Source organism: Labrys sp. E2SS-1L, from assembly GCF_057073705.1.
The window spans coordinates 4416539-4436168 of the sequence record NZ_CP172712.1 but is presented as its reverse complement, the minus strand read 5'-3'; the positions used below and the strand labels follow the sequence as shown (position 1 = coordinate 4436168).

The following is a 19630-nucleotide window of genomic DNA, read 5'->3' as shown; positions in this document are numbered from 1 at the left end:
CGGCTTGAATAGTGTGAAAGCCGATAGGGGCAATGGATTGGAGCCTACCCCAATTACCAACGCGCAAAAAGAAACGCGCCGACGTCGTCGGCGCGCATCAATTCCTCCTGGCTTTCGCTATCAATGGATAGCGAGGAGGGCAGGGCCGATCAGAACTTGTAGGCGAGGCCCACGCGGATCGTGTGGGTCTTCAGATTGATCCGGTCGTTGAACCTACCCTCCGCGGAGGCGGCGTAGTCCAGATAATCCTTTTTGCCATAGTCGGTGTAACGATACTCGACACGCGCGATCAGATTGTCGGTGACGGCATATTCGAGACCGGCGCCGATAGTCCAGCCAATATGGGTGCTTGAATAACGCAGTGAGCTGTCGACTCTCCACGTGGGATTATAGTCGTACTTCCCGAAGGCAACACCGCCGGTGATGTAGGGCAGGAAACGGTCGATGGCGTAGCCAACCCGCAGACGGGCCGAGCCATCCCATTTCAACTTTGCTTCCTGCGTTGTGGCAGTGATGGGTACGACGCCGGGTTCGTCAAAGTTCAGATTTCCCCTGGCGTGTGCTTTGCCCTTTGCGGAATCATAGTTGATGTCGCCTTCGAGGCCGACAACCAGATTGTTCTCGAACTGATAATTGTAGCCGGCATAGACGCCGGCGGTGAAGCCCTTGGCGTCGATCTTACCCTTGTAATCCCACAAACCATCTGAAATGCGGTAGTTGGAATAGTCGGACTTGCCCCAATTATAGCCGGCCTGAACGCCGCCGTAGAAGCCGGTCCAGGAATAGGGGGCTGCCACTGGCGCGATCGGTTCGACGGGCTGCGGAGCGAGATCAGCGGCGTAGGCAGCCGTTGAGGAAAGCAGGATTGCCAGAGCTGCGGCAGAAATTTTCATGGCTACATGTCCTAACAACATTTTCCGAATAGTGACGTTTCTCGGACGTTGAGTCTGTAACAAGAAAGCCACACTGGGTTCATTTTTATAGATGCCGTGGAGATGGCGGTATATAATTGCCATTCTACGATGCTTGCAATTGAAAATTCGGGGAGTATGTCCTAGCTTTAGGTGAAATAAAGCTCATTATTTAGAAATATTAACCTTCAATTGGTTCCAAACGACTTATGGAGACGTAGACCTTGCTATCGATGGGGGAGGGGTTTTGAGCCCAAGCGGACAGAGGCTCTACCTCGAAGGTATTATGTCAGTATCTTTTTGTCGGTGAGTATTCGAACCTACCGTCATCGTGAAATAGCAAAAGGCCCGCGAGCTTGGAGCTGGCGGGCCTGGGAAGAATGGATCGTCGGCTGGGAAGTATCGGTCGAGTGAACCTCAGGCCTGGACGAGCCAGGCGTGGTCCGGATCGTTGTGGAATTTCCAGATGCGCTTGGGACCAGCCATGACATTGAGATAATAAAGGTCATAGCCGTGAGCGGCACCGACGGGGTGATAACCCTTCGGCACGAGCACGACGTCACGATCTGAAAAAGCGATCACTTCGTCCAGCGAGCGGTCGTCCGTATAGACGCGCTGGACACCATAGCCCTGCGCCGGGTTGAAGCGGTGATAATAGGTTTCTTCCAGCTGGCTCTCTGCGGGCAGATTGTCCTGATCGTGCTTATGGGGCGGATAGCTCGACCAATTGCCGGAGGGGGTGATCACCTCCACCACAAGCAGGCTCTCGGCCGGTTCCCATTCGGGCAGGATGTTGCGGACATGGCGCGTGTTCGAGCCCTTGCCGCGGGTTTCCTGCCCGACCTGGTCGGGACCGATCACGCGAGCCGGCAGCGCACCGGTGCCCGGTGCCGCGCAGACGGCCAGTTCGACGGGGGTTTCAGCCCTGACCTCATAGTTCGAGCCGGCGGGAATGTAGACCGACCAGGGCGCTCCTTCGAAGGGATTGCTGCGCTCGCCCAGCACGCCGAAATCCTGGCTGCCGGCCTTGATCGAGGCCTTGCCGGCCACCAATACCAGGCAGATCTCGGTAGCGCCCGTCTCGGCGCTCAGGCTTTCGCCGGCCGCAAGCTCGTGGACTTCGAAACCGACATAGGTCCAGCCGGCCGATTGCGGCGTGACCTGGTGGATACGCGAGCCGGACTTGCCAGGCTTGAGGAGAAGTTTCGACATGATGGCCTCCTCGGGCTCATTGCTGCCGGGGCGTTTTCCTGAAAAGCCGATCGACTTTTCGATCGGAAGAACGCATCGAACCACAGGGTTGGAATAAAAGCGCGTCTTTTGCCAAAACGCGCGCTCTCGTCAGGCTGCCTTCAATCCCGTCTCGCCGAGCACCTTTCGCAGATGCGCATAGCCGGCCTTGGCATAGGTCAGCGGATTGGCCTTCTTGGGATCCTGTTCGGCCTCGACGATGACCCAGCCGGAATAGCCCTGGAGTTCGCGGAATACGCTGGCAAAGTCGATCATGCCGTCGCCGGGAACCGTATAGACACCGGCGAGCACACTATCGAGGAAACTCCAATCCTGCGTATCCGAACGCGCCCTGACCTCGGCTCGCACATCCTTGGTGTGGACATGGCTGATGCGGCTGCGATAGCGGCGGGCGAGATCGGCAGGATCCGAGCCGCCCCAGGTGGCATGGCCGGTGTCGAGCAGGAGGTGCACGGCGGGGCCGGTCGCCGCCATGAAGGCATCGATGTCGGCCTGCGACTGCACGATCGTGCCCATGTGATGGTGATAGTCGAGCTGCAACCCCTCGGCCTTCAGCAGCTCGGCATAGGCGGTGATGCGGCGGCCGTATTCGGCCCAGTCCGCGGACGCCATGACAGGGCGTTGCGACAGCGGTTTGGCCTTGTCGCCGTGGATGGCGTTGGAGGTCTCGGCCACGATGAAGACGCTGGTGCCCATCGCCTTGAGCAGGTCGATATGGGCACGCGTTGCCGCGAACTCGGCGTGCTCGTCCCGGGTCAGCAATTCGATCGAGTGCCAGCCGCCGACACAGGCGAGGCCGAAGGGGGCAAGGGCTGCCTTGAGCGCGTTCGCCTCGCGCGGAAACTTGTTGCCGAGCTCCATGCCCTCGAAGCCGACTTCCCTGGCCTCGGCCAGGCAGGTTTCAAGCGGGGTGTCGCCGCCGATTTCGGGCATGTCGTCGTTCGACCAGCCGATGGGGTTGGCGCCAATACGGATAGGCATGGATAGGCTCCAGGAATATTGGGTTCGGGGGCGGGTCTTCAGACCCGGCATTCTTATGGGTGGGAGTCGGGGAGAAGGCGGGTCTGAAGACCTGCCCCCCGGTGATGCTCAGTCGCCCACGCGCTGTAGGGCTTTTTTCTGGACATAGGCCGCATGGGCCGCCTCGACCTCGCGGCGCTGGGAAACCTCGGGGACGGCAACGTCCCACCAGGCCCCGCCCGCATCGGTTGATTCCAAGGGATCGGTATCGATCACCACCACAGACGTGCGGCTGTGCCCGCGCGCGGCAGTGACGGCAGCCTCCAGCTCGGCCAGGCTCTTCACCTTGACGGCGTGCGCGCCGAGGCTGGCGGCGTGGGCGGTGAAGTCGATGTCCGGCAGCACGTCGTGGCGGGTGTCGCGCAGCAGGTTATTGAAGCTCTCGCCGCCCGTTGCGCGCTGCAGGCGGTTGATGCAGCCATAGCCCCGGTTGTCGAGCACCACGATGGTCAGCTTGGCGCCGGCCATGATCGAGGTGGCGATTTCGGAATTGGCCATCAGATAGGAGCCGTCACCGACCATGACGATGACCTCGCGGTCAGGCTCGGCCATCTTCACGCCGAGCCCCCCGGCAATCTCGTAGCCCATGCAGGAATAGCCATATTCCATATGATAGCCGCCGGGCGCGCCTGCCTGCCAGAGCTTGTGGAGCTCACCGGGCAGGCCGCCGGCGGCGCAGACCACGATGTCGGTGGGCTTGCCGACCCGCTGCACGGCACCGATGACCTGGGCGTCTGAGGGCAGTTCGGCATTGCTGGCGTCGGTGTAGCGGCTGGCCGTCTTCAGCCATGCTTCGCGGCCTGCGATCGCCTTGTCCGTCCATGACGTCGGCGCTTTCCAGTCGCCGAGGGCATGCGAGAGCAGTTCCAGCCCGACCTTGGCATCGCAGACCAACGGCAAGGCGCGGTGCTTGCTCGCATCGAAAGGCTGGGTGTTGAGGCCGACGATGCGATGCGTGTCGGCCTTGAACAGAGCCCAGGAGCCGGTGGTGAAATCCTGCAAGCGGGTCCCCACGGCCAGCACCAGGTCGGCTTCCTCGGCCACCACATTGGCAGCACCGGTGCCGGTGACGCCGATGGCGCCCATGCCGAGCGGGTCGTCCAGCGCGATGGCGCTCTTGCCGGCCTGGGTTTCACCGATCGGAATACCATGTTTGGCGGCAAAGGTGGCGAGAGTGCCTTCAGCCTGCGAATAGAGCGTGCCACCGCCGGTGACGATCACAGGCTTGCGGGCGGCCTTCAGGGCGGTGACCGCGGCGGCCAACTCGTCTTCGTCGGGGCGGGTACGCCGGCTCGTCCAGACTCGTTCTTCGAAGAAGGAAGCGGGATAGTCATAGGCCTCGGCCTGCACGTCCTGGCATAGCGCGAGGGTCACCGGCCCGCAATCGGCCGGATCGGTGAGCACCGTCATCGCCCGTGCCAGGGCCGGAATGATCTGCTCGGGGCGGGTGATGCGGTCGAAATAGCGCGAGACGGGCCGGAAGGCATCGTTCGGGGTGACGGTGCCGTCGCCGAAATCCTCCAACTGCTGCAGCACTGGATCCGGCCGGCGATTGGCGAAGACGTCGCCGGGCAGCAGGAGGAGGGGCAGGCGGTTGACATGGGCAACCGCCGCGGCCGTGACCAGATTGGTGGCGCCCGGCCCGATCGAGGTGGTGCAGGCCATCATGCGGCGCCGTCGCATCGCCTTGGCATAGGCGGTGGCGGCATGGGCCATCGACTGCTCGTTGTGGGCACGATAGGTCGGCAGGGTCTCGCGCGCCTGGTAGAGGGCCTCGCCGATACCGGCGACGTTGCCATGGCCGAAAATGGCGAAGACACCAGCGAAAATCGGCACCGTCTGCCCGTCGACGACTGTCTTCTGAGCGGTGAGGAAGCGGACCAGGGCCTGGGCCATTGTGAGACGGATGGTTGCCACGAAATCTCTCCCTGAGCATATTGGACTCAACTGTCAATATGGTTGAGTGGCCTGCTCCAAATGTCTTTGTCGAGAAGTGGAGGCCCCTTGCGGACCTCGCTTGGAATGCCGGACCATAGCCAGCGCGAAGCTGCTTCGCGAGTGCTATTGGGCCGCCGCAGCCTGTCCCGAGGCACTCTCCCAGGCCTGAACCAGCCTGGCGAAACGCGTTGCCATCGCGTCGACCGCATCATCGTCGCTGAGAGCCCCGCGCAGCCAGGCACGGGCCGGTTCATTGAAGATGGTGCGTCCGACGGCGAAGCCCTTCACCATCGGTTCACTCGCAGCCACGGCGAAGGCAGCCTCGAGGTCCTCCTCCGGTGCTTCCAGGCCAAGCAGTACGATGCCACGGCAGAGCGGATCGTTACGCTCGATCACCGCGGCGACGGCGCGCCAGGCCGCGGCGGTCTTCAGTGGCTCCAGTTTCCACCAGTCGGGTTTGATGCCGAGGTCGTAGAGGCGCTGCACCACGCTCGATACCGTGTCGTCTTCGAGTGGACCATGCTTGCCCGCGATGATCTCGATCAGCAATTCGCGGCCCACCGTGCGTGCAGCCGCGTGAAGACGCAGCAATTGGCGCTCCTGCTGCTCCTTGAGAGCAGGGGGGTCGCTGGGATGATAGAAGCAGAGGCACTTGATCGTGTGTCCGACCGGCCATTCGATCAGGCTGGTACCGACATCGGGGCCACCCTCGAATTCCAGGGGGCGGGAGCCGGGAAGCTCGACCGGCCTGCCGATCCAGAAGGGGTGATCGGCCGCGCGGAACAAGGCTTCGCGGCCATAGATGCCGTCGATCAGCATGCCGAAGCCGGGCCGCCCACCTGCGATCCTGGCGGCAGCTTTGACCGCCAGGGCCTTGAAGGCGGAGATACGCTCTCGAGATACGCCGATTTCGTCCGCCATCGCTTCCATCTGAGCGCGGTGGTCGACGGCGAGCGCCATCAGCCCCTCAGCGGCCGGGCGGCGGGTGGTGGCCCAATGGATATGGTTGATGGCAGCATCCTTGCGCAAGGCCCGTTCCTTGCTGCCATGTTCGAGGAAATAGCTGAGTTCGGTGAAGGTCGGGATCTCGGGCGAGCAGAGCAGGCGGGAGACCGCGAAGGCACCGCTGGCATTGGCATAGGCGCAGGCGGTTTCGAGCGGCTCGCCGCGCAGCCACCCGCGCAGGAAGCCCGACAGGAAGGCGTCGCCAGCACCAAGGACGTTGTAGACCTCAACCGGAAATCCCGGCCCGCGAATGCCGTCATCCAGGCTGGCCGGGATGGCACCGGGAAAGACGACGCAGCCCATCGGGCCGCGCTTGCAGACGATGGTGCCGTCGGAGATGGAACGGATGCGCCGCAGCGTCTCGAGCGTGTCCTCCGAACCGCCGGCAATGGCGAGTTCTTCTTCCGTGCCGACGATCAGGTCGCAATCGGGCAGTATAGTCTGCAGATGCTGGGTGACGTGATCGGCCTTGATATAGCGCTCCTCGCCCGCCCCATGTCCGGCGAGGCCCCAGAGGTTGGGCCGGTAGTCGACGTCGAACACCACCTTGCGGCCGTGCTTCTTGGCAAGGCGGATGGCCTTGCGCTGGGCCGCATCGGTGTTGGGCTGGGAAAAATGCGTGCCGGTGACCACGATGGCGGCGGCAGAGGCGATCAGGGCCTCGTCGACGTCGCTTTCGTCGAGCGCCATGTCGGCGCAATTGTCGCGGTAGAAGATGAGAGGGAATTGCTTTTCGTCGCGCACGCCGAGGATGACCAGCGCGGTAAGGCGAGCGGGATCGGTGTGGATGCCTTCGGTCGCCACGCCCTCGCGCTGCATCTGCTCGCGGATGAAGCGTCCCATCGCCTCGTCGCCGACCCGGGTGATCAGGGCCGATTTCAGGCCGAGGCGCGCCGTGCCGATGGCGATGTTGGCGGGGCAGCCGCCCACGGCCTTGGTGAAGGAGGACATGTCCTCCAGCCTGCCGCCGACCTGCTGGCCGTAAAGATCCACCGAAGCGCGGCCGATCGTGATGACATCGAGTGCGGGCGTGCTCATGCTTGACCTCCAGACAGACGGACCGGCCCGCCATGGAACAGCGGATGCACAAGGCAACCGCAACGGGCGGAAACGGCCGGCTCTAAACGTTTCCTCTTGGCGACTGCGTGCCGGCCTGTCGCCTTGTTGTTGTCTCGCGCGTCGGCGGGCCTTGCGGCGGTTGCTTCATCCCTTCGATCGGCGCTTCAAAAATGAAACATATATTCTATTATGTTGTCAATATAGAATAAAAATGCCATATTTTGACGTGAAGCCTGTGCCGCCGCCCGCTTTTGCGTGCATGGCCGCGATTCGGTGGCATGGCGCGATGGTTGACGATTATCCTACAGCAAACAGGCCCGGTCCTCGGGTCAAATCAAACGATTGGGGAGAGAAATGGTTCGTCTCGCAGTTCTCGGCGCTGGCCGCATCGGCAAGATCCATGGTCGCAATGCGGCACTGCATCCGCAGGCCAGACTGATTTCGGTTTCCGATCCGCACGGGCCCTCCGCCGAGGCCCTGGCGGCCGAGACGGGCGCCCGCGTCAGCACGATCGACGAGGCCATCGCCGCCGCCGACGTCGACGCCGTGCTCATCTGCACGCCGACCAACACCCATGCCGATCTGATCGAACGGGCCGTGCAGGCCGGCAAGGCCGTGTTCTGCGAGAAGCCGGTCGATCTGTCGTCCGACCGGATCCGCCACTGCCTCGCCGAGGTCACCAAGGCCGGCAAGCCCCTGATGATCGGCTTCAATCGCCGCTTCGATCCCAATTTCGCCACCCTCAAGCACCGAATCGCCGAGGACGCGATCGGGGAGGTGGAACTGGTCACCATCATCTCGCGTGACCCGTCGCCGCCGCCGGTCTCCTATATCGAAGGCTCCGGCGGGCTCTTCCGCGACATGATGATTCACGATCTCGACCTTGCCCGTTTCCTGCTGGCCGAGGAGCCGGTGGAGGTGCACGCGGTCGCTTCGGCCCTGGTCGATCCAGCCATCGGCAAGGCTGGCGACGTCGATACGGCCGCCGTGCTCCTGAAGACGGCGTCGGGCAAGATCGCGCAGATCTCCAATTCGCGCCGCGCCACCTACGGCTATGACCAGCGCATCGAGGTGCATGGCTCCAAGGGCCTGATCCGCGCCCACAACGTGCCGAAGACCACTGTCGAGGTGGCGACCGGCTCCGGTTTCCTGGCCGATCCCGTGCAGGATTTCTTCCTGCAACGTTATGCCGAGGCCTATCGTCTCGAGATGACGGCCTTTCTTGACGCCATCCTGGCGGGCAAGTCGCCCAATCCCTCGGGCGAGGACGGTCTGAAGGCCCAGATTCTGGCTGATGCCGCCACGCAGGCGGCCCAGACGGGGATGACGGTGAAAATATAGGCCGGTTGGATTTGCCTTGGAGCGCGGACGTCCCTGGGCACTCAAGAAGTGCCGGACGACCCGCCTTTCATGGCAAGCCGAGCGTTGGCAAGCGCGGACGAGGACCTCCGCGCTCCCAGGGGACACCCCTTGTCAGTCGCGCCCCTTATGTTCGGCCGTGCCCACGGCCAGCGTCATGGCCAAAGCGAAGGTCGCCGCCAGCGAACGGAAGGCACCATGATCGGCTTCTTCCACATCCAGGCGAATGCGGGCGAGGCGGGCCAGGGGGCTTGCCGGGCTGTCGGTAATGGCCAGGATGGCATTGCCGCGCTGATGCGCGATCCCAGCCAGTTCGACGGTGTCGGGCGAGTAGGGGTTGTAGGAAATCGCCAGCACCACGTCCCTGGGCCCCGCCAGCGAAATCTGCTCCTTGCCGAGCTGTCCGACATGGTCGACCAGCGCGCAGCGCTGGCCCAGATTGCCGAAGGCATAGGCGAGATAGGCCGCCACCGGGAAAAGCCGGCGGGCTGCGACCAGATGGATGATGTCGGCACCGGCAAGCAATTCGATCGCCGCATCGATCATTTCGGGATCGGCCGACGCCCGCAACCGCTCGATCGACAGCGTGGCTGCGTCGGCAAAGCCGTTGAGCAGCGGCGCCGACAGGGAGCCCTCATTCGCTTCGGTCCGCAGCAGCGCCACGCGCTGGCGATAATCGGGAAAGCGCTGTTTCAGCCGGGCGAGGAAGACCTGCTGCAGATCGGAAAAGCCGGAATAGCCGAGCGTCTTGGCGAAGCGCACCAGGGTCGAGGCCTGCACGCCGGCATTCTCTGCCACCGAGGCGGCGGTGCCGAGGGCGACCTCATCGGGATGGTCGTTGGCGAAATGAGCCACTTGCCGCAGGCGTTTGGGCAATTGATCGATGCGATCGGCGAGGCGCGCGGAAAAATCGGTAAAGTCGCGCGTCTCGTCCTCAGCCATGGCCATGTCCCGTTCCAGAAGCGGGGCAGTGTGCTCGCTGCCCTCCCTATCATTGACACCCTACCGGTGGTGCCACGCGGCAGCGATGCCGGATCGTGCCGCAAAGGCACGCCCAACGGAAGGGTAGTGCAACTGGAAAGACCGCGAAACCCGTTTCGCAATCGCGGATGTGGATCGGCTCAACACCGGCGCGTGTGCGGATCGATACCGTCGGTTGTCGGCTTCTCCTCATCCCGATCGCGTGGCGCGTCGGTGGAGGGCGGCGGCGTGCGCCGGGCCGGATTGTCGATGATGCGGGCAATCAAGGCCGCGATGATGCCAGTAAACAGCATGGCAGTTGTCCCCTTGGCTGCGACGGCGAACCGCGGAGCCAGCATGGATATCCTTTCTTTCCCCGAGAGACGGCAGCCCGCCCGCGGTGAGTCGAATCGATCTGTGCCGATTTTGATGCACTGCAGCATACAACAAATCTGTGCTGCGTCGCACAATGAAATGGAATGACGGCCATACCAAGGCGGTATGGCGAATGGACATAAAGGGAGAGCAGTGATGAACGCGTTGGCCAAATCGGATGGCAAGGGGCTCGGTGTTGGCCTGATCGGCACGGGATATATGGGCAAATGTCACGCCTTGGCGTGGAATGCGGTCGCCTCGACCTTCGGTGACGTCATCAGGCCTCGTTTGGTCGCGCTTGCCGAGGCGTCCGCCGATCTCGCCCGCACCAAGGCAATGGAACTCGGCTTCGCGACCTCGACCGGAGACTGGCGTGAACTCCTGGCCGACCCGCAGATCGACGTGATCTCGATCACCACGCCCAACCGTTTTCATGCCGAGATGGCGATCGCGGCGCTGGAGGCGGGCAAGCATGTCTGGTGCGAAAAGCCGATGGCGACCGTCTTTGCCGACGCGCAGGCGATGCACGCCGCCTGGCGCGGCAGCGGCAAGGTGGCGGTGCTCGGCTACAACTATATTCAAAATCCCGCCATGCGCCTGATCCGCAAGCTGATCGGCGAGGGGGCGATCGGCGTCATCAATCATGTCCGCCTGGAGATGGACGAGGATTTCATGGCGGACCGGCAAACCCCCTTTGCTACCCGCAACGAGGCCAGCGCCGGGTACGGGGCCCTCGACGATTTTGCCGTGCATCCCCTCAGCCTGCTGCGTTTTGTTCTCGGCGGGGTCGCCGAAGTGTTCGGCGAGATGGCAAGGCCCTATGCGGACCGTCCCCACCCCGATGGCGGCAGGCGAGCCATCGAGAACTATGACATCGCCACCGCCTTGCTGCGCCTGGAGAGCGGCGCTTCGGGGGTGCTCACCGTCAATCGCGCCGCCTGGGGGCGCAAGGGGCGCATCCAACTGCAGATCTTTGGCGATGCCGGCGCCATCGTGTTCGATCAGGAACGCTTCAACGAGGTGCAGCTTTTCCGCCGCGAGGGCAACGAGGAAACCCAGGGGTTCCGGACCATTCTCAGTGCGCCGGTGCACAAGCCCTATGATCGCTTCATTCCGGCGCCTGGCCACGGGCTTGGTTTCAACGATCTGAAAGTGATCGAATGCCGCGAACTGATCGCCCGCATCGAGGGCGAAAAGGCCTCGGTGTTCGACTTCGACGATGGCCTTGCCATCGAGCGTACCATCCACGCCATCGCGGACAGCTTTGCCAAAGGCCGCTGGGTGGAAGTGAAGGCTTGAACGCCTTGCATCAGCGGTAAAAGAAAACGGCCGCGGAGGGTATCCGCGGCCGCATGATGAAGAAGAAGAGAATTAACCTTTCAGCTTCTTGTTGCATTCGCTGTAGTAGCCGCCGCCCTTCTGAATCCATTTCAGGCCGCCATTGCCGTTGTTGGCCTTGTTGGCATTATACTGGTCGAGGCAGGTATGCATGCGCTGCTTGCCGGCCGATTCCTTGGCATATTTCGGATCGATGGCCGACGGGAACACGGCGCTGCCCGAGGTGGCGGCGGTCGGAGCCGGCTTGGCGGCCGGAGCCGGTTTGGCAGCCGTCGTCGCGGCGGGAGCTGCAGGTGCTGCCGGCGCGGTGGCAGCCGGCGTTGCTTCCGTGCCGCATTGTGCCTTGCGGAAGTCGTTCCAGGTCGCGCCGTTCAGCGTGTTCGCGGTCTTTGCGGCCTGATATTTGTCGCTGCACTCCTTCATGGTGAGCGCCTGCGCTGGCGCAGCAAGCGCGACCGCGCTGGCGATCAGTAGTCCGGTACCAATGATGGCGGAACGAAGCATCATTCTAACTCCCTCATTTTCGGCGGATATTGCCCGCCGCCGACTCTGGATAAGCCTCAGCCGGAATGCCTATTTGTGTGATCAGGAATACGGCGAAGGTACGGCACACCCTGGTGATAGACCGAGTCTGCCAAAGAAAAAAGAGGAACCTTCATCAGCTCGGATCAGTTTCCATTTCGGCAAAAGCTTGCCGGCGCTTCACGCCGGCAAGCTTTTCTGATCGAATTTCAGTCAAGGTTTTGCTGTCCTTAACGTCATCAAGGAGAACAAGCCGTGGTTTCACATCGCATCATGGCGTCGGTGCGATGACTCTGCGCCTGCGAAAGATCGCAACGGGGGAACCCAGATGAATGGACTGGCGCAGATATTCATAGCCGCATTTGAGGGCGACACGCTGGGAGTGGATGTTGTCGGGGCTCGTCATGCAGTTGGTATGCGGCAGATCGATATGGCCGTCGAACCAGTTCAGCACCGCCTTGGCTGCCTCGGTGGCATAGCCCTTGCCATGGGCCGCGCCGATCAGGGAGTAGCCGAGTTCGGGTGTGCCTGAGAATTCAGGCTCCATGTCGCGCTCGAAATTATGGATGCCGACTTCGCCCAGGAATCGCCCGTCCGTCTTGTCGGTCACGATCCAGAAGCCGAACCCCATCCAGAGCCAGTGGCCGGCATAACGCAGCATGCGGGTCCAGACTTCCTCGCGCGGATAGGGGGATTTGCGCACATAACGAAGCACCGCGGGCTCTGCCCACATGGCCGTGACGCTCTCCAGATCGCCGGGTCTGTGCGCACGCAAAATCAAGCGCGACGTCTCGATGGTGGGAGCGACGGTGAATGCCGACAGAAGGGGCATAGGTGAACTTTCCTCGATCTCATCCGTGCGATCGGTCGTATTGATAGGTGCAAAATGCGTGTTGGGTCCCTTCGACAACTCGGAGGGCGGTTGGTTAGTCAGGTAGGCGATAGTCCTAGCTCCTGGGTTGGGGCTGTTGCGAAAGGCCCGCATGCCAGCTACGCACTCGCGTCGCTGGAGGCCGGTTGGCGCGCTATATTGCACCGCAACAAACGGTGAATTTCCTTAGGTAGCGATGATCCTTGTCAGTCTCATTGCCAGATTGCACATCTGCTGTCGGGCGTTTCCTGCCTGTCAAAAGCGCCGGGAGACCCATCGGATACCGACCCAAAAGGGTCTTGCCGAAATCGGTTTCAGCCACAGCGCCATTGCGAGCCCGGTCCGTCGTGATTGACCAGACACGGTGGTCGGATGCCCGATTCGAGCCACCCGGTTGCCCGACATGCGAAAGCCCGGCCGCGTTTGCGTGGACCGGGCTTTTCATTGCCTCACGAAGAGCGCAAGCGACCAAGTCCGCCGGTAAGTTGTTACAGCAGTGCGAGGCGAGCGCTTTTGTCCATAGCTGCAACATGCGCTCTTCCTCGATCCTCCCGAACGTTGGTCCGACAACACCAGCACGAGCGTGACGCGGGTGTTATATCGGTACGGAAGCTGACGTTTGGTCAGGCTTGCCAAGCCGCCCTGATCATGGTTCGCGCCGCTTCGGTGCCCGCCAGATGAGCCGATGGCCATATTGTTTTGTCTGACAAACTGGCTTTATATCATCGCGAGGAAACAACCCATAAGGTCCGCCTGCAGAACGCTTCGGGCGGCGAAGACAAGCGATCATGCAAGAGCCGATGAGAACGAGGGGAGCCGTCATCTGCGTCGGCACCACGACGGTGGACCAGGTGCTGGAAATCGATGAAATGCCGCGGCAGGCCATCAAGGTCACGGCCCGGCACCATTTCAAGCGGGGAGGCGGTCCGGCCGCGACGGCCGCGGTCGCCTGCGCCCGCTTGCAGCAGCCGGTCGAATTGTGGAGCCGTTTGGGTGACGATGCCGAAGCGGCTTTCCTATGCGAGCGCCTGCGCCATCACGGCGTCGGGATCGACGGCGTGAAATGCAGCGGGGAGATGGATACCATCTCCGCCGTGGTGATCGTCGATCGGCAGGGCGAACGGCTCATCGTCGGTCACGATCACACCGACCTGCCGGCCTCGCCGGCCCATCTGCCTTTGCAGGACATTGCCAAGGCGGGCGCGGTGCTTGCCGATATCAATTGGCACGAAGCCTCTTTTGCGGTGCTGGATGCGGCTGCTGCCGCGGGCGTCCCGTCGGTGCTCGATGCGGAAGTGACCGATCCGGCGCGGCTGTTGGAGCTGGCACGACGCGCGAGCCTGCCGGTGTTCTCGGAGGATGGATTTGCGCTTGCCAGCGCCGGGGCGCAACCGGATGCGAAAGGCTGCGAAGCGTTGTCTCGGCGCCTTGGCGGCACCTTTGGCGTCACGTTGGGCGCACGGGGCTCGCTATGGTGGGTCGACAGCAGGCTGACCCTGGTGCCGGCTTTGCCGGTGAGTGTGCTCGACACCACCGGTGCGGGTGATGTGTTTCATGGTGCCCTGGCCGCCGGGTTGGCGGAGGGGCGGTCCGTGATCGATGCTGCTCGATTTGCCAGCGCGGCCGCGAGCCTCAAATGCGGCCTCGGCAATGGCTGGGACGGCATGCCCGAAAGGCGAGCCGTGGTGGAAGCGGCAGCCAGGCTGGATGCGCGCCTGGTCTCTTGAGGCAGGGTGCGGGGGCAGCAACGGCGCTCTCAGTCAAAACGGTGCCGTCAGGCGCGGATACCAGGTTCGGCGCGGCATTGCAGCCTGACAAGCCGCGCCTGGCCGGAGCGTCCGCAAAGCCTCCATAGGCGTCTTGCCTACGCGATATGGGGGCTTGCCTGGGGCACCGTTTCCGAATGTGAGCCAATTACGCAGGACACCGGTGGCTCGGCCGGATAGGGGAAGAGGGGCGGTTATACGCTACCGCCCCCTGGAACTCGTTTGGTGGGCTCAATAATTGTCCCAGCGGCGTTCGCGATAATAGGGGCGATCCCAGCCGCCATGGCGGGGACGGTAGCCATCGCCCCAGCCCCAGCGGGGACGAGGACCCCAGCCACCGCCATAGCCATACCCGCCGCCATAGCCATAGTAGGGACGGCGGACTGGGACGCAGCGGCCCCAGCGATTGGGCTGCCAGCCAGGGCCACAGCCCCAGCGGACATCCTGGACCAGCGGCGAAGCGCCTGGCGTCGCCGGAGCGACGTTCATGGCCGAGGACGTGCCGACACTGGCCATCAGGCCCGTCAGCGCGAAGGAGGCCGCAATCATGGTCTTGCCGAGAAGGTTCATCGGTTACCTCATTGAGGGGGCTCGAGCTCGTAGGAACTCAAGGAGCAATGAGGACACGATGCCAGTTCCTGCCTGAACGAGGCGCGAACGCCCTGGTCATCTGACGTTCAGAAACATGATGGCGGGGTGACGGATCGTGGAGATTCTTGGCGTGACGCCCCGTCACCAAACGCCACGGCCGCTATTTCTCGACGCGATCCCAGCCATTGGGGCCGAGCCGTTCCTGCGGCAGGAAGCGCCCCTTATAGGCCATCTTGCGCGATCCCTCGACCCAATAGCCCAGATAGAGATAGGGCAGTCCCATCGCCTGCGTACGGGCGATATGGTCCAGGATCATGAATGTGCCGACGCTGCGTGCCGCCATGCCCGGCTCATAGAACGAGTAGACCATCGACAGGCCGTCGGCCAGCACATCGGTGAGCGAAACGCCGACCAGCGGACCCTCGCCTTGCCGGTTCAACGGCAGGCCGGCACCGGATAGCCGGTACTCGACCAATTGCGTGTTCACATGGGTATCCTCGACCATCATCGCATAGTCGAGCACCGTCATGTCGGCCATGCCGCCATCGGCATGGCGCTGGTCGAGATAGGCCCTGAAGGTGGAATATTGTTCCGAGGTCGGCGTGGCACTGCGCATTTGCGAAACGACGTCGCGATTGTCGGCCTGCACGCGGCGGAAAGATTTCGTCCTGATGAAATCGGCAACCGGCACGCGCACCGAAACGCAAGCCTTGCAGTTTTCGCAGGCCGGCCGGTAGGCAATGGTCTGCGAGCGGCGGAAGCCGCCATGGCTGAGCACATCGTTGAGGCGCGCGGCCCGTTCACCGATCAGGTGGGTGAACACTTTGCGTTCCTGCTTGCCCTTCAGATAGGGACAGGGCGATGGCGCGGTCAGATAGAATTGCGGTGAGTCGCGTATTTCAATGCTCAACGCCATTCTCCATGCATGAAGGCGAAAGCTACCACCGGGCGCCGCGTCTCGCCAGAGTCCTGCTGGCGGGCGAGATCAAATTATCGCGCCCGGCGTCGTTTTTGAAGCCGGTCGTCAGACCTGCCGGGGCGTGGCATCGGCAAAGCCGAACAGCCCGCCCGGACGGAAGATCAGCATGAGGACAAGAAAGGTCATCACGGCCACGTCCCGGTGCTCGATCGGAAAATAGGCCTGCCAGACAACCTCGAACAGGCCGAGCACGAGGCCGCCGAGCAGCGCCCCTTCGATCGAACCGATGCCGCCGATGACGGCTGCGACCAGGCCCTTCAAGCCGATCATGGCTCCGCCATAAGCATCGGCTCCGCCGTAATAGACGGTCATGATGAAACCGGCGAAACCGGCCAGCGCGGAGGCGAGGCCGAAGGTCAAGGCCAGCATGCCCCGGCTCGAGATCCCGACAAGGTTGGCCATCAGGGCATCGTCCGATATCGCGCGCCAGCGCCGGCCGAGCTCGCTGCGGTGCATCAGCACGACGACGGCGATGGCGACGATGGCCGCGGCCGCACCGATCGACATCTGCATGACGGTGAAATGGACGACGAAATCGCCCGATCGCACCACCGGCAGATAGGGACTGGTGACCGGCGGTGCCCAGCGATCATTGGGACCCTGGGCGACGCGCATCGCCTCGCGCATGACCGATGCCACGGCCACCGTTGCGATCAGGATGGTCTGGCCGCGCCGGAAGGCGAGGGGGGCGAAGACCAGTTTTTCCACGATATGACCGGCGAGAACCACGAGGCCGACCGCAGCCGCGAACACGACGACGAGGTCCAGGGCCGGAGAGCGGGAGCCGAGCGCCAGCATGATCAGCATGATCGAGACGCTCATCACGCCGCCGAGCGTGGCGAAATCCCCGAAGGCCAGGTTGATGCGCTGGACCAGGCCGAAGACGAGGGCATAGGCCACTGCGATCAGCATGGTCATGGCCGTGGTCGGCACCCCGTTGCCGAGACTCTGCACCAGAAAGGCAATGCTGCTGGGGACCTCGGGTATATCGGCTATGGTTTCACCGGGGCCCGGATCGGCAAGGGCGGCCTCGGGGCGTTCGAGCCAATAGCGCTTGAGGAGGTGGAGCTTCCAGGCAGCAAAGGCTCTGCCGTCCGCGGCCAGGGCACTCAGCTCGATGAACCGGTTATCCGGCGGGCTCGGTCCGAAGGCGCAGAACACGCTGTGATTGCTGCTGCGTCCCTGGTGTAGCGTCCGATAGTCGATGCGGATCTTGAACGGTGGCGAGGCAGGGGTAACGGCAGTGACCGTAAGTCCGTCTGCGTCGAGCGCCACGGCGGGCAATGTCTGCCGGCAGATGCGGATTTCCTGCGGGTCGAGGCTGTCGCGACAGGAAGCCAGGCACAAAGTGACGAGAAGCAAGGCGATGACACGATGGATCAAGGGTGCCGCCTGAATCTTCGCGCCACACCGGTTGACCCGATTTTTATGTCGGCGCTGCCTGCAAGCAGATTACAGGCTTGCCGCGATTCGGACAGCAAACCCGGCCGTCCCGGGTGAGGGGCCACTCAATCGCGAGCTTTTCCTGAGGCGGCGGCGGGGATATCGTCGAATCCCTTTCCTGTTTCGAGACTCGTGATGCGTGACGGCAAGCCCAGTGTGACCATCGTTTATTGTCGGCAATGCCAATGGCTGCTCCGGGCAGCCTGGATGGCCCAGGAACTGCTCTCGACCTTTTCGGAAGATCTGGGCGAGGTTACGCTGGTGCCGGCCACCGGCGGTGCCTTCCGCATCGAATATGAGGGCCAGGAGATCTGGGAGCGCAAGCGCGACGGCGGCTTTCCCGACGTGAAAGCTCTCAAGCAGCTGGTGCGCGACCGGCTCGATCCCGATCGCGATCTCGGCCATATCGATAGGTAGGCCGGCCTGCTATCTGCCGCGCAGATATTCGGCGGCGCGCGGTGCGAAATAGGTGAGGATGCCGTCGGCGCCGGCACGCTTGAAGGCGGTGAGGCTCTCGATCATCGCCTTTTCGCCGTCGATCCAGCCGTTCTGGGCGGCGGCCATGATCATCGCATACTCACCCGAGACCTGATAGGCGAAGGTCGGGCGGCCGAAGCTCTGCTTGAGGCGGGCGACGATGTCGAGATAGGGCAGGCCGGGCTTGACCATGATCATGTCGGCGCCTTCGGCGATGTCGAGCTCGGCCTCGCGTACAGCCTCGTCCGAATTGGCATAGTCCATCTGATAGGTGCGCTTGTCCCCCTTGAGCGCGCCGGAGGAGCCGACCGCCTCGCGGAACGGGCCGTAGAAGGCCGAGGCATATTTGGCCGAATAGGCCATGATCTGCACGTCGAGGAAACCGGCGGCATCGAGTGCGGCGCGGATGGCGCCGACGCGGCCGTCCATCATGTCGGACGGTGCAATGATATCGGAACCGGATTCGGCCTGGACCAAGGCCTGGCGCACCAGCAGGGCGACGGTCTCGTCATTGAGGATGCGTCCTGCTTCCAGCAGCCCGTCATGGCCGTGCGAAGTGTAGGGATCGAGCGCCACGTCGGTCAGCAGGCCGATTTCGGGCACCTTGGCCTTGATGGCGCGGCAGGCCCGGCAGGTCAGGTTCTGCGCGTTCAGGGCCTCGCTCCCGGTGGGGTCGCGCAGCGAAGGATCGGTGTAGGGGAAGATCGCCACCACGGGGATGTCGAGGGCGGCGGCCCGCTGCGCTTCCTCGACGGCGATGTCGATGCTGACTCGGTCGACGCCAGGCATCGCCGCTACGGGGCTCCTCAGATTCTCGCCTTCCTGCACGAAGATCGGCCAGATCAGATCATTGGTGGTGAGCACATTCTCCTTCACCAGCCGGCGGGCCCATTCGCTCTTGCGGTTGCGGCGCGGGCGCTCGACGAGGTCGAGACGGTCCGAGGCGGAGGCGAGGGCGGGCTTGAGCGGGGTGACGGAGGAAGGCATGGCAGTCTCTTCGAAATGAACTTTGGAAAGGTTCTATCACATCCGGTGCAGCGGAGGCATGCCGTCATGTCACACCCCGGCAGCGGCAAATGCAGGGGCTCGATGGTCAAAAACCGGGGAGCACCCGCGAGATGGCGGGCATTCCTCGTCCCCTTCATCGGCCAGGCTTCGATCGCCTCCATGCGGCCGGGTGATTTGCCCTCGGCTCCTTGCACGGTTAGAAGGACCGACAGCAACGAGGCACGACATGAGCGATATCGAGTTTGACCGCGACGGCCCGCCCTATGGCGCCTACCTGTTGTGGTTCATGCGTGCCGTCGCCGTGCTGTGGATGGCCAAGGGCATCATCCATTGGTGCCTGATCCTTGGGATCGGGCAGGCCGATCCGGATCGCTTCCTCGGCATGCCGGTCCTCACCCAGAGTGCGGTGATCGTGTTCGCGGTCTTCGATCTGGTCGCGGCCGTCGGCTTGTGGATGGCGGCGACATGGGGTGGGGTCATCTGGCTGATCGCTTCCGGCAGCTATTTCATCATCTCGCTGTTCCGTCCGGAGATCTTCGGCCGGCAATATGCGATGATGACGACGATCGGTGTTCTGATCCTGCTCTATGTCGGGCTGGCCTTTCTCGCCTCGCGCGAGCGGCGCCATCCGTGAGAGGCGACGACCGGATTGTTGCAACTTTGTCACGCAGGCGCGATTCGCGCTCACATGGCGGTGATCGTGACGGGCCTTGCCACATTTGTCCCGGTTTTGCCGCTTTCTGGCGATAGGGCATTG

General features: G+C 63.1%; 18 protein-coding genes. 5 read left to right on the top strand and 13 right to left on the bottom strand.

Going from position 1 to position 19630, the window contains the following annotated elements; translation table 11 throughout:
- Nucleotides 1-149 precede the first annotated feature (149 nt).
- The 5 genes from ACIGJE_RS20720 to ACIGJE_RS20700 all read right to left on the bottom strand — a co-directional run bounded on the left by ACIGJE_RS20720 (nt 150) and on the right by ACIGJE_RS20700 (nt 7163).
- The gene (locus tag ACIGJE_RS20720) at nt 150-893 is read right to left on the bottom strand and encodes an outer membrane protein (RefSeq protein ID WP_415081584.1); all 744 of its coding nucleotides are present in this window, start codon (nt 891-893) and stop codon (nt 150-152) included.
- Between the two features lie 435 nt (nt 894-1328).
- The gene (gene iolB / locus ACIGJE_RS20715; protein ID WP_311945137.1) at nt 1329-2123 is read right to left on the bottom strand and encodes a 5-deoxy-glucuronate isomerase; all 795 of its coding nucleotides are present in this window, start codon (nt 2121-2123) and stop codon (nt 1329-1331) included.
- A 129-nt stretch (nt 2124-2252) separates the two neighbouring features.
- A complete protein-coding gene (iolE, locus tag ACIGJE_RS20710) occupies nt 2253-3143 on the bottom strand; it encodes a myo-inosose-2 dehydratase (protein WP_415081587.1) in 891 nt (296 codons plus the stop codon).
- Between the two features lie 108 nt (nt 3144-3251).
- Nucleotides 3252-5078 (bottom strand): 3D-(3,5/4)-trihydroxycyclohexane-1,2-dione acylhydrolase (decyclizing), encoded by a 1827-nt coding sequence (gene iolD, locus ACIGJE_RS20705; protein WP_415081781.1) that lies wholly within the window; start codon nt 5076-5078, stop codon nt 3252-3254.
- Between the two features lie 165 nt (nt 5079-5243).
- Complete coding sequence (locus ACIGJE_RS20700) at nt 5244-7163, bottom strand: bifunctional 5-dehydro-2-deoxygluconokinase/5-dehydro-2-deoxyphosphogluconate aldolase (protein ID WP_311935516.1); 1920 nt, start codon at nt 7161-7163, stop codon at nt 5244-5246.
- 375 nt (nt 7164-7538) lie between these two features.
- Here ACIGJE_RS20700 and iolG point away from each other — a divergent pair, with 375 nt between their 5' ends.
- Nucleotides 7539-8525, top strand: a complete 987-nt coding sequence (gene iolG, locus ACIGJE_RS20695) for an inositol 2-dehydrogenase (RefSeq protein ID WP_415081589.1) — start codon at nt 7539-7541, stop codon at nt 8523-8525.
- Nucleotides 8526-8657: 132 nt separating this feature from the next.
- Here the strand turns inward: iolG and ACIGJE_RS20690 are convergent, their stop codons facing one another.
- Nucleotides 8658-9491, bottom strand: a complete 834-nt coding sequence (locus tag ACIGJE_RS20690) for a MurR/RpiR family transcriptional regulator (protein ID WP_311935512.1) — start codon at nt 9489-9491, stop codon at nt 8658-8660.
- A gap of 173 nt (nt 9492-9664) precedes the next feature.
- A complete protein-coding gene (locus tag ACIGJE_RS20685) occupies nt 9665-9862 on the bottom strand; it encodes a hypothetical protein (RefSeq protein WP_311935511.1) in 198 nt (65 codons plus the stop codon).
- A gap of 172 nt (nt 9863-10034) precedes the next feature.
- Between ACIGJE_RS20685 and ACIGJE_RS20680 the strand changes: the two genes are divergently transcribed.
- Nucleotides 10035-11177: a Gfo/Idh/MocA family protein gene (locus ACIGJE_RS20680; protein ID WP_311935509.1), complete on the top strand. Its 1143-nt coding sequence runs from the start codon at nt 10035-10037 to the stop codon at nt 11175-11177.
- 72 nt (nt 11178-11249) lie between these two features.
- On the opposite strand, the gene ACIGJE_RS20675 is transcribed toward ACIGJE_RS20680, so the two are convergent.
- Together ACIGJE_RS20675 and ACIGJE_RS20670 are read right to left on the bottom strand one after the other, a co-directional pair.
- Entirely contained in the window at nt 11250-11723 is a 474-nt protein-coding gene (locus tag ACIGJE_RS20675) for a hypothetical protein (RefSeq protein ID WP_311935507.1), read from the bottom strand.
- Between the two features lie 286 nt (nt 11724-12009).
- The gene (locus ACIGJE_RS20670) at nt 12010-12570 is read right to left on the bottom strand and encodes a GNAT family N-acetyltransferase (protein ID WP_311935505.1); all 561 of its coding nucleotides are present in this window, start codon (nt 12568-12570) and stop codon (nt 12010-12012) included.
- 839 nt (nt 12571-13409) lie between these two features.
- Between ACIGJE_RS20670 and ACIGJE_RS20665 the strand changes: the two genes are divergently transcribed.
- Nucleotides 13410-14336 (top strand): PfkB family carbohydrate kinase, encoded by a 927-nt coding sequence (locus ACIGJE_RS20665; protein WP_311935503.1) that lies wholly within the window; start codon nt 13410-13412, stop codon nt 14334-14336.
- Between the two features lie 270 nt (nt 14337-14606).
- Here ACIGJE_RS20665 and ACIGJE_RS20660 read toward each other — a convergent pair whose 3' ends face one another.
- From ACIGJE_RS20660 to ACIGJE_RS20650, 3 genes are all read right to left on the bottom strand, one after another.
- Nucleotides 14607-14945 carry a hypothetical protein gene (locus ACIGJE_RS20660; protein WP_311935501.1) on the bottom strand — a complete coding sequence of 113 codons (339 nt, stop codon included), beginning with the start codon at nt 14943-14945 and terminating at the stop codon, nt 14607-14609.
- 181 nt (nt 14946-15126) lie between these two features.
- Nucleotides 15127-15876: an arginyltransferase gene (locus tag ACIGJE_RS20655; RefSeq protein ID WP_367623185.1), complete on the bottom strand. Its 750-nt coding sequence runs from the start codon at nt 15874-15876 to the stop codon at nt 15127-15129.
- Between the two features lie 114 nt (nt 15877-15990).
- Nucleotides 15991-17328, bottom strand: coding sequence for a branched-chain amino acid ABC transporter permease (locus ACIGJE_RS20650; protein WP_367623184.1), 1338 nt, complete (start codon nt 17326-17328; stop codon nt 15991-15993).
- Nucleotides 17329-17523: 195 nt separating this feature from the next.
- Between ACIGJE_RS20650 and ACIGJE_RS20645 the strand changes: the two genes are divergently transcribed.
- Nucleotides 17524-17805: an Rdx family protein gene (locus ACIGJE_RS20645; protein ID WP_068298899.1), complete on the top strand. Its 282-nt coding sequence runs from the start codon at nt 17524-17526 to the stop codon at nt 17803-17805.
- Nucleotides 17806-17814: 9 nt separating this feature from the next.
- Here the strand turns inward: ACIGJE_RS20645 and hemB are convergent, their stop codons facing one another.
- A complete protein-coding gene (gene hemB / locus ACIGJE_RS20640; RefSeq protein ID WP_311935494.1) occupies nt 17815-18852 on the bottom strand; it encodes a porphobilinogen synthase in 1038 nt (345 codons plus the stop codon).
- A gap of 247 nt (nt 18853-19099) precedes the next feature.
- On the opposite strand from hemB, the gene ACIGJE_RS20635 reads away from it, so the two are divergent.
- A complete protein-coding gene (locus tag ACIGJE_RS20635) occupies nt 19100-19507 on the top strand; it encodes a DUF6163 family protein (RefSeq protein WP_068298904.1) in 408 nt (135 codons plus the stop codon).
- Nucleotides 19508-19630: the final 123 nt, after the last annotated feature.